Annotated in this window: 7 protein-coding genes; all 7 read right to left on the bottom strand. The window is 70.3% G+C overall.

The features are described from left to right. Positions 1–99: 99 nt before the first annotated feature. The 7 genes from C0461_RS13095 to C0461_RS13065 all read right to left on the bottom strand — a co-directional run bounded on the left by C0461_RS13095 (position 100) and on the right by C0461_RS13065 (position 5,692). Entirely contained in the window at positions 100–828 is a 729-nt protein-coding gene (locus C0461_RS13095; protein WP_292107632.1) for a type 1 glutamine amidotransferase, read from the bottom strand. Further along, positions 825–2,039, bottom strand: a complete 1,215-nt coding sequence (locus C0461_RS13090; RefSeq protein ID WP_292107631.1) for a CCA tRNA nucleotidyltransferase — start codon at positions 2,037–2,039, stop codon at positions 825–827. Before C0461_RS13090 ends, C0461_RS13095 begins: the two co-directional genes overlap by 4 nt. Then, positions 2,036–2,644, bottom strand: a complete 609-nt coding sequence (locus tag C0461_RS13085; protein ID WP_292107629.1) for a CoA pyrophosphatase — start codon at positions 2,642–2,644, stop codon at positions 2,036–2,038. The genes C0461_RS13090 and C0461_RS13085 overlap by 4 nt, the downstream gene beginning before the upstream one ends. Before the next feature lie 17 nt (positions 2,645–2,661). Next, on the bottom strand, positions 2,662–3,204 hold the full coding sequence (locus C0461_RS13080) for a DUF1285 domain-containing protein (protein ID WP_292107628.1): 543 nt from the start codon (positions 3,202–3,204) through the stop codon (positions 2,662–2,664). 68 nt (positions 3,205–3,272) lie between these two features. Beyond that, a complete protein-coding gene (locus C0461_RS13075; RefSeq protein ID WP_292107626.1) occupies positions 3,273–3,794 on the bottom strand; it encodes an N-acetyltransferase in 522 nt (173 codons plus the stop codon). A gap of 33 nt (positions 3,795–3,827) precedes the next feature. Continuing rightward, entirely contained in the window at positions 3,828–4,601 is a 774-nt protein-coding gene (locus C0461_RS13070; RefSeq protein ID WP_292107624.1) for an enoyl-CoA hydratase, read from the bottom strand. Continuing rightward, positions 4,598–5,692 carry an MBL fold metallo-hydrolase gene (locus C0461_RS13065; RefSeq protein ID WP_292107633.1) on the bottom strand — a complete coding sequence of 365 codons (1,095 nt, stop codon included), beginning with the start codon at positions 5,690–5,692 and terminating at the stop codon, positions 4,598–4,600. Before C0461_RS13065 ends, C0461_RS13070 begins: the two co-directional genes overlap by 4 nt. Positions 5,693–5,705 lie beyond the last annotated feature (13 nt).

Genomic DNA, 5,705 nt, shown 5'->3' with positions numbered 1-5,705 from the left:
GATAACACCCCTGCCCCGCCGCGTCCCATCACAAGCGGAACCGGAATGTATCCGGCGTCCGATTGCCGCAAGGCGGGCGTTCAGCGTGAATGAAACGGCCTAGATGCCGCTGCCGGCCGCCTCGGTCGGGGGCGGGGTTCCCAGAAGGAAGGCGCGGATCCAGGCGGTCATCAGGGCGCGGTCGTTGGCGTGGCGAAGGGTCTCCAGCGCCTGATGGGCCACAGCGGCCGGAATGCGCTCCCGACGCAGTTCCACAAGGGCGGCCGCGTAGTCGGGCTGGAACTCCGGGTGGCACTGGAAGGACACGGCGTCCTCACCCCACGCCAGACCCGCGTAGGGCGTGAAGTCGCTGGCCGCGATGATGCGTGTGTCGGGAGAGACGGCGACCACCTGATCCTGATGCGAAACCGGAATGGCGACGCTGTCGGCTTTCGGGAACATCCAGGGCTCGTGGCTGAGAACGTCGTAGCGGTGAAGACCGACGCCCCAGCCCTTGTCCGATTTCTCCACCTGCCCGCCGAAGGCCTGCGCCATGGCCTGATGGCCGAAGCAGATGCCCAGAAGACGCGCGCGCCCCCGCGCCGCGCGCAGCCAGTCCAGCAATTGCGGGATCCAGAAATGATCCTCATAGACCCCCGCCGCCGAGCCTGTGACTACCACGCCCTCGAAGGCGGACGGATCATCGGGCAGGCGCCCCTCCTGCACATTAAAGCGCGTGGTGGGCACGCCATCGCCCAGCAGCGCCCGGAAGCGCGCAGGGTAGTCGTCGAAGTCGTCGCGCAGCGCCTCGGGCGGGACGCCGGTCTCGAGGATTGCGATGCGGGTCATTTAGGCGTCCGGGGGAGAAAGCGGTCCAGCATGGCGAGGTGATCGCCCTCTGGAAAGTCCTGATCCACCCACCAGTCCTCGAACGCCCCCAGGGTCCGGCCCACCGCCGGGCCGGACGCGCCCGCCCGCGCCGCGTCGTGACCGTCCACCGGAAGGCGCGGAACCAGCCAGACGGCAGCCTGATCCAGCAACCGCCGCGCCGCGTTCTCCTGCTCCGGCGCGGCGGCCCAGGCGCGCCTGACCTGATCCTCAAACCGGCGGCGGCCGAGCCGGTACAGGGCCGCGCGCCCCGCACGCTCATCCATGCCCAGGCTGACTGCCGGTTCGGCCGGCAGGGCGAGGACCAGCCGCTCCTTCTGGGCGTTGGACAGGCGAAGGGCGCGCGCCGAGGCCCGCACCCGGTCAGCATCGGCGGGCAGCAGGGCCGAAAGGCGCAGCAGTGCGTCGGGTGAGACCCGTACCATGGCCTCAAACAGGGTCAGGCCTGCGTGATCCGGCAGCACCCTGTCCAGCACCCCGCTCTTGGCCATCAGGCGCAGCGCCGGCGCAGGGTCCGGCGCAGCAAGCAGCTTGAGCAGTTCCTTCGACACCCGCTCGGCGGACAGGCGGGTCATGCCGTCTTTCAGGTCGGCGCAGGCCTTCAGCCCCGCTGCATCCGCCGGCCCGCGCCCATACCAGGCGTGAAAACGGAAGAAGCGCAGGATGCGCAGATAGTCCTCGCGGATGCGGGTCTCCGGCTCGCCGACGAAGACGATGCGACCCGCCAAGGCGTCCTCGACCCCCTGCCCGGTCGGATCGAACACCTCGCCGTCCGGGCCCGCATAAAGCGCGTTCAGGCGGAAGTCGCGCCGTCCCGCGTCCTCGGCCCAGTCGCGGGTGAAGGCCACCGTCGCGTTGCGCCCGTCTGTGGACACGTCCCGGCGCAAGGTGGTGACTTCGTGCGGGTGACCCTCAGCGATTGCCGTCACGGTGCCGTGGGCCAGTCCCGTGGGCGCGGCCTTCAGGCCCGCCGCCTTGATGGCCGCCATCACCGCCTCTGGCGTCAGGGTGGTGGCGATGTCGATGTCGTCCACGGGCTGGCCGATCAGGGCGTTGCGCACGCAGCCGCCCACGAAGCGCGCGCAGCCGGAGCCCCCGGCCGCCTCCAGCGCCGCGATCACCGCCCGGGTCTGCGGCGCCGTCAGCCAGGGTTGATCATCCAGACGCGTCACGCCACGGCCTCGCGCGCCGGGTCGTGCAGGCGGCCCCACAGGGAGCGCAGCATTCCGGCCGTGGCGCCCCAGATGTAGCGCTCGCCCCATGGCATGGCCCAGAACCAGCGCCGCGTGCCGTCGGGCGCGTCGTAGAACTCGCGCCGGTGGTTGGCCTCATCCATGAGGAATTCCCACGGCGTCTCGAAAGCGTCGGCCACCTCGCGCGGGTCGGTGGTCAGGGTGAACCCCGGCCGCACCCAGGCCACCACCGGCGTCACCAGAAAACCCGTCACCGTCTCATAGGCGTCGGACAGGCCCAGCGGCTCCACATGATCGGGCGACAGGCCCACCTCCTCGACCGCCTCGCGCAGGGCCGCCTGCACCACCGTCTCGCCGGGATCGAGCCGCCCGCCGGGAAAGGCGATCTGGCCGGTATGGCTGGCCAGGGAATCGGAACGGCGGGTCAGCAGCAGGGTCGGTCCGTCCGTGTGATCCACCACCGGGATCAGCACCGCCGCCGGGCGCAGGGGCCGGTCCAGACGCGGAGCGTCGGGATTCAGGTCGAAATCGGAGAACCGCGCACGACCGGACGCCGCCTCGAGCGGGTCCAGCGCTGAGATCAACTGTTGACGCAACTCGTTCAAGTCACCGCCCCGAGGGTGAAGGCGACGCCGCCCGACCGCACCGTCATGCGACCGTCGGCCACAGCCGCCATCTCCACCAGTTCGTAGAACACCGACCGCTCGATGCGGGCCTCCAGATCGCCGCGCACATGGACATAGGGCGTCGGCTCGCCCGTCGTCCGGTCGGTCTCGACGCGCACGGGATGTTCGGCGCCCGCCGTGACCCGCTCGCCCATATCGGTTGTGAAGATGAGATCGTCACCCTCACGGTCCACCCGCACGGCGCGGAAGGGCACGTCTTCCACCGTGATCTTCAGCTTCTCGACCGGCGTGACCAGGTAGTAGCCGTCCGGATCCTTGCGCAGGACGGTGGCCAGCAGACGCACCAGCTGGGGACGGCCGATGGGCGAGCCTTCGTGCATCCAGACCCCATCGGCGCGGATGACCAGATCCATCTCGCCGCAGTTGTCGGGATTCCATAGATGCACCGGCGCAGGGCCGCGCCCGTCCTCCGCGTGTCCGGCGACTGACTGTATGAGGCTGAGGGTGTCCGGGGTCATGCCTCTGATGGTAGGCGCCCCGGGGCTCGTCGGAAAGGGGGCCGTCGGGAAGGGCCTGCCGGAAAGGGTCAGTCGGGGCGGACTGGCCCGGTGGGCGCCGCGACCGCGTCCAGCGCCAGCCACAGCAGGCGCGCGGGATCCACCGGACCGGGCATGGCCGCGCCCTCGATGCGCTTAAATCCGAAGCGTTCAAAATAGGGGGGATCGCCCACCAGCAGAACGCCGGACGCCCGGGCCTCCCGGGCCCAGTCGACGCAGGCAGCCACCAGCTCCGCGCCGATCCCGGCGTTGCGCTCGGTCCTTTCGACGGCGATGGGGCCCAGGAACAGGGCCGGCGCGCCGCCGATGGTGATGGTCCACAGCCGCACCGAACCGATGATCCGGCCGTCCTGACGCGCCACGAAGCCGACAGCAGGATCGCGGCCTTCGCGCAGACGCTCGGCGGTCCTGGCCAGATGTCCGGGACCGAAGGCGGCCTCAACCACGCGCGCCACCGCCGCCGCGTCGAACACGGTTTCGGCCTGAACGACCGCGGGCTGGGGCGATGGAGCGATGGTCATGGCGCGGCCGGGCTTGAAGGGACCGCGCATCTGCGGCCCGCGCCCCTGCCCGTCAAGGAAAAATCAGCCGGCTTTCGAAAAGTCGGGCGCGCGCTTCTGGCTGAAGGCCATGAAGGCCTCCATGGCCTCGGGGCTCTTCATCTGGGCGCCGAACGCCTCGCCTTCGCGCTGCATCAGGCTCCACAGCGCCCCGGCGTCGCGCATCAGACGCTTGGTCGAGCGGATGGAGCCCGGCGCCCGCGCCGCCAGCAGGACCGCGAGACGCAGCGCCTCGTCATCGACTTGACCGGCCGGGACCGCGCGGTTGGCCAGACCCCAGTCCAGCGCCTGACGCCCCGTGATGGGCTCGCCAAGCGCGAACAGCTCGAAGGCCCGCTGGTGGCCGATGACGGCGGGCAGCAGCGCGGTGGACGCCGCCTCCGGGGCCAGGGCCAGGTTGACGAACGGAACCGACAGCAGGGCGTCTTCCGCCACCACCACCATGTCGCAGTGGAGCAGCAGGGTCAGGCCGATGCCCACCGCCCGGCCCTTCACCGCCGCCACCGCGGGGCGGTCCAGCTCGGCCAGGGCTTTCAGGAAGCGGAACACCGACATGTCCAGCGGCTCATCGGTCTGCGACCCGATGGCGATGAAATCGCCGATGTCGTTGCCGGCGCAGAAGCTGTCGCCCTCGGCGCGGAACAGGATCACCCGCACGTCGGGATCGGTCTTCGCCCGCTCGGCAGCCTCGGCCAGCACCGTGTACATGGCCTGGGTGATGGCGTTCTTCTTGTCGGGCCGGGCCAGGGTGACGCTGAGCACGCCTTGCTCAAACGCGACGTGAACATGCTCGCTCATGCGGGTTCTCCAGTTTCGATTCGGGTCCACCAGTCCACCCCGTCCGCGCCGCGATCGCGGCTGATGCGGCCCTGGGCCTCCAGATAGTTCAGGTGAGCGATGGCCTCGCCTGTGGCCATGCCCAGCACGCCCTCGCCCACCGCGCGTCCGAACAGGGAGGGGAACACATCCACCGCCCGCTTCGGCTCGGCCAGGGTCCGCTCCAGTCGGCGCAAGGCCACGTCGTGGCCGCGCAGCAGGGCCTCCAGCCGGGCGTGGGCGCCCCGGAACGGCTCGCCGTGCGAGGGAAGCACCAGAGCGTTTTCGGGAATGCGGCCCTTCAGGGCCTCCAGCGAGCCCAGCCAGTCCTTCAGCGGATCGGACAGGGGCTCGGTCGGCCAGACCGAGATGTTCGAGGAGATGCGCGGCAGCAGCTGGTCGCCCGAGATGAACAGGTCATCCCGCTCGCGCAGCAGGCAGACGTGCTCCGGCGAATGCCCCGAGCCGACGACGATACTCCAGCCGTCGCCGCCGATCTCGATCCGGTCTCCGTCGCTGAGCCGGGTGAACTCCGGCGGCATGGGCCGCACCGCCTTGCCGAACAGGCCATAGCGGGTGCGATAGCCCTCAAGCTGATCGTCCGACCAGCCGGCCGCGCGATAGAAGGCCACGCCTGCCTCCGGCGCCGGGCCCGTGTCCGCCAGCAGCATGCGCGCGGTCACATATTCCAGCCGCGACATGAACAGCGGCGCGCCGAACCGCTCGCACAGCCAGCCCGCCAGACCGATGTGGTCCGGGTGCATGTGGGTGCAGATCAGGCGAGTGACGGGACGGCCCTCCAGCGGTCCGGCGAGAGCCGTCTCCCAGGCGTCGATGGTGTCCGGCAAGCCCAGTCCAGTGTCGACGATGACCCAGCCTTCGCCGTCGCGGATGGCCCAGACGTTCACATGGTCCAGCGCCATGGGCAGAGGGAACCGCAGCCACAGGACGCCATCGGCCGCCTGGACCGCCTCTCCCGGCGCCGGGATATCCAGCGCCGGATAGTCCGGCCCGGCCGCGCCCTGGCGGGGCTCCGGTGCTTTGGCCTGACCGTCGGGCAAGCGCGTCTCCATTGAAAACTCATTG

Source organism: Brevundimonas sp. (assembly GCF_013823285.1).
Lineage (GTDB): Bacteria > Pseudomonadota > Alphaproteobacteria > Caulobacterales > Caulobacteraceae > Brevundimonas.
The sequence above is the reverse complement of the archived record's forward strand: the minus strand, read 5'-3'. Positions and strand labels throughout refer to the sequence as shown.

Excerpts from the sequence above, each read along its gene's own strand:
- C0461_RS13080 (WP_292107628.1), bottom strand. The coding sequence starts at position 3,204 with ATGACCCCGGACACCCTCAGCCTCATACAGTCAGTCGCCGGACACGCG.
- C0461_RS13065 (WP_292107633.1), bottom strand. The coding sequence starts at position 5,692 with ATGGAGACGCGCTTGCCCGACGGTCAGGCCAAAGCACCGGAGCCCCGC.
- C0461_RS13075 (WP_292107626.1), bottom strand. The coding sequence starts at position 3,794 with ATGCGCGGTCCCTTCAAGCCCGGCCGCGCCATGACCATCGCTCCATCG.
- C0461_RS13070 (WP_292107624.1), bottom strand. The coding sequence starts at position 4,601 with ATGAGCGAGCATGTTCACGTCGCGTTTGAGCAAGGCGTGCTCAGCGTC.
- C0461_RS13095 (WP_292107632.1), bottom strand. The coding sequence starts at position 828 with ATGACCCGCATCGCAATCCTCGAGACCGGCGTCCCGCCCGAGGCGCTG.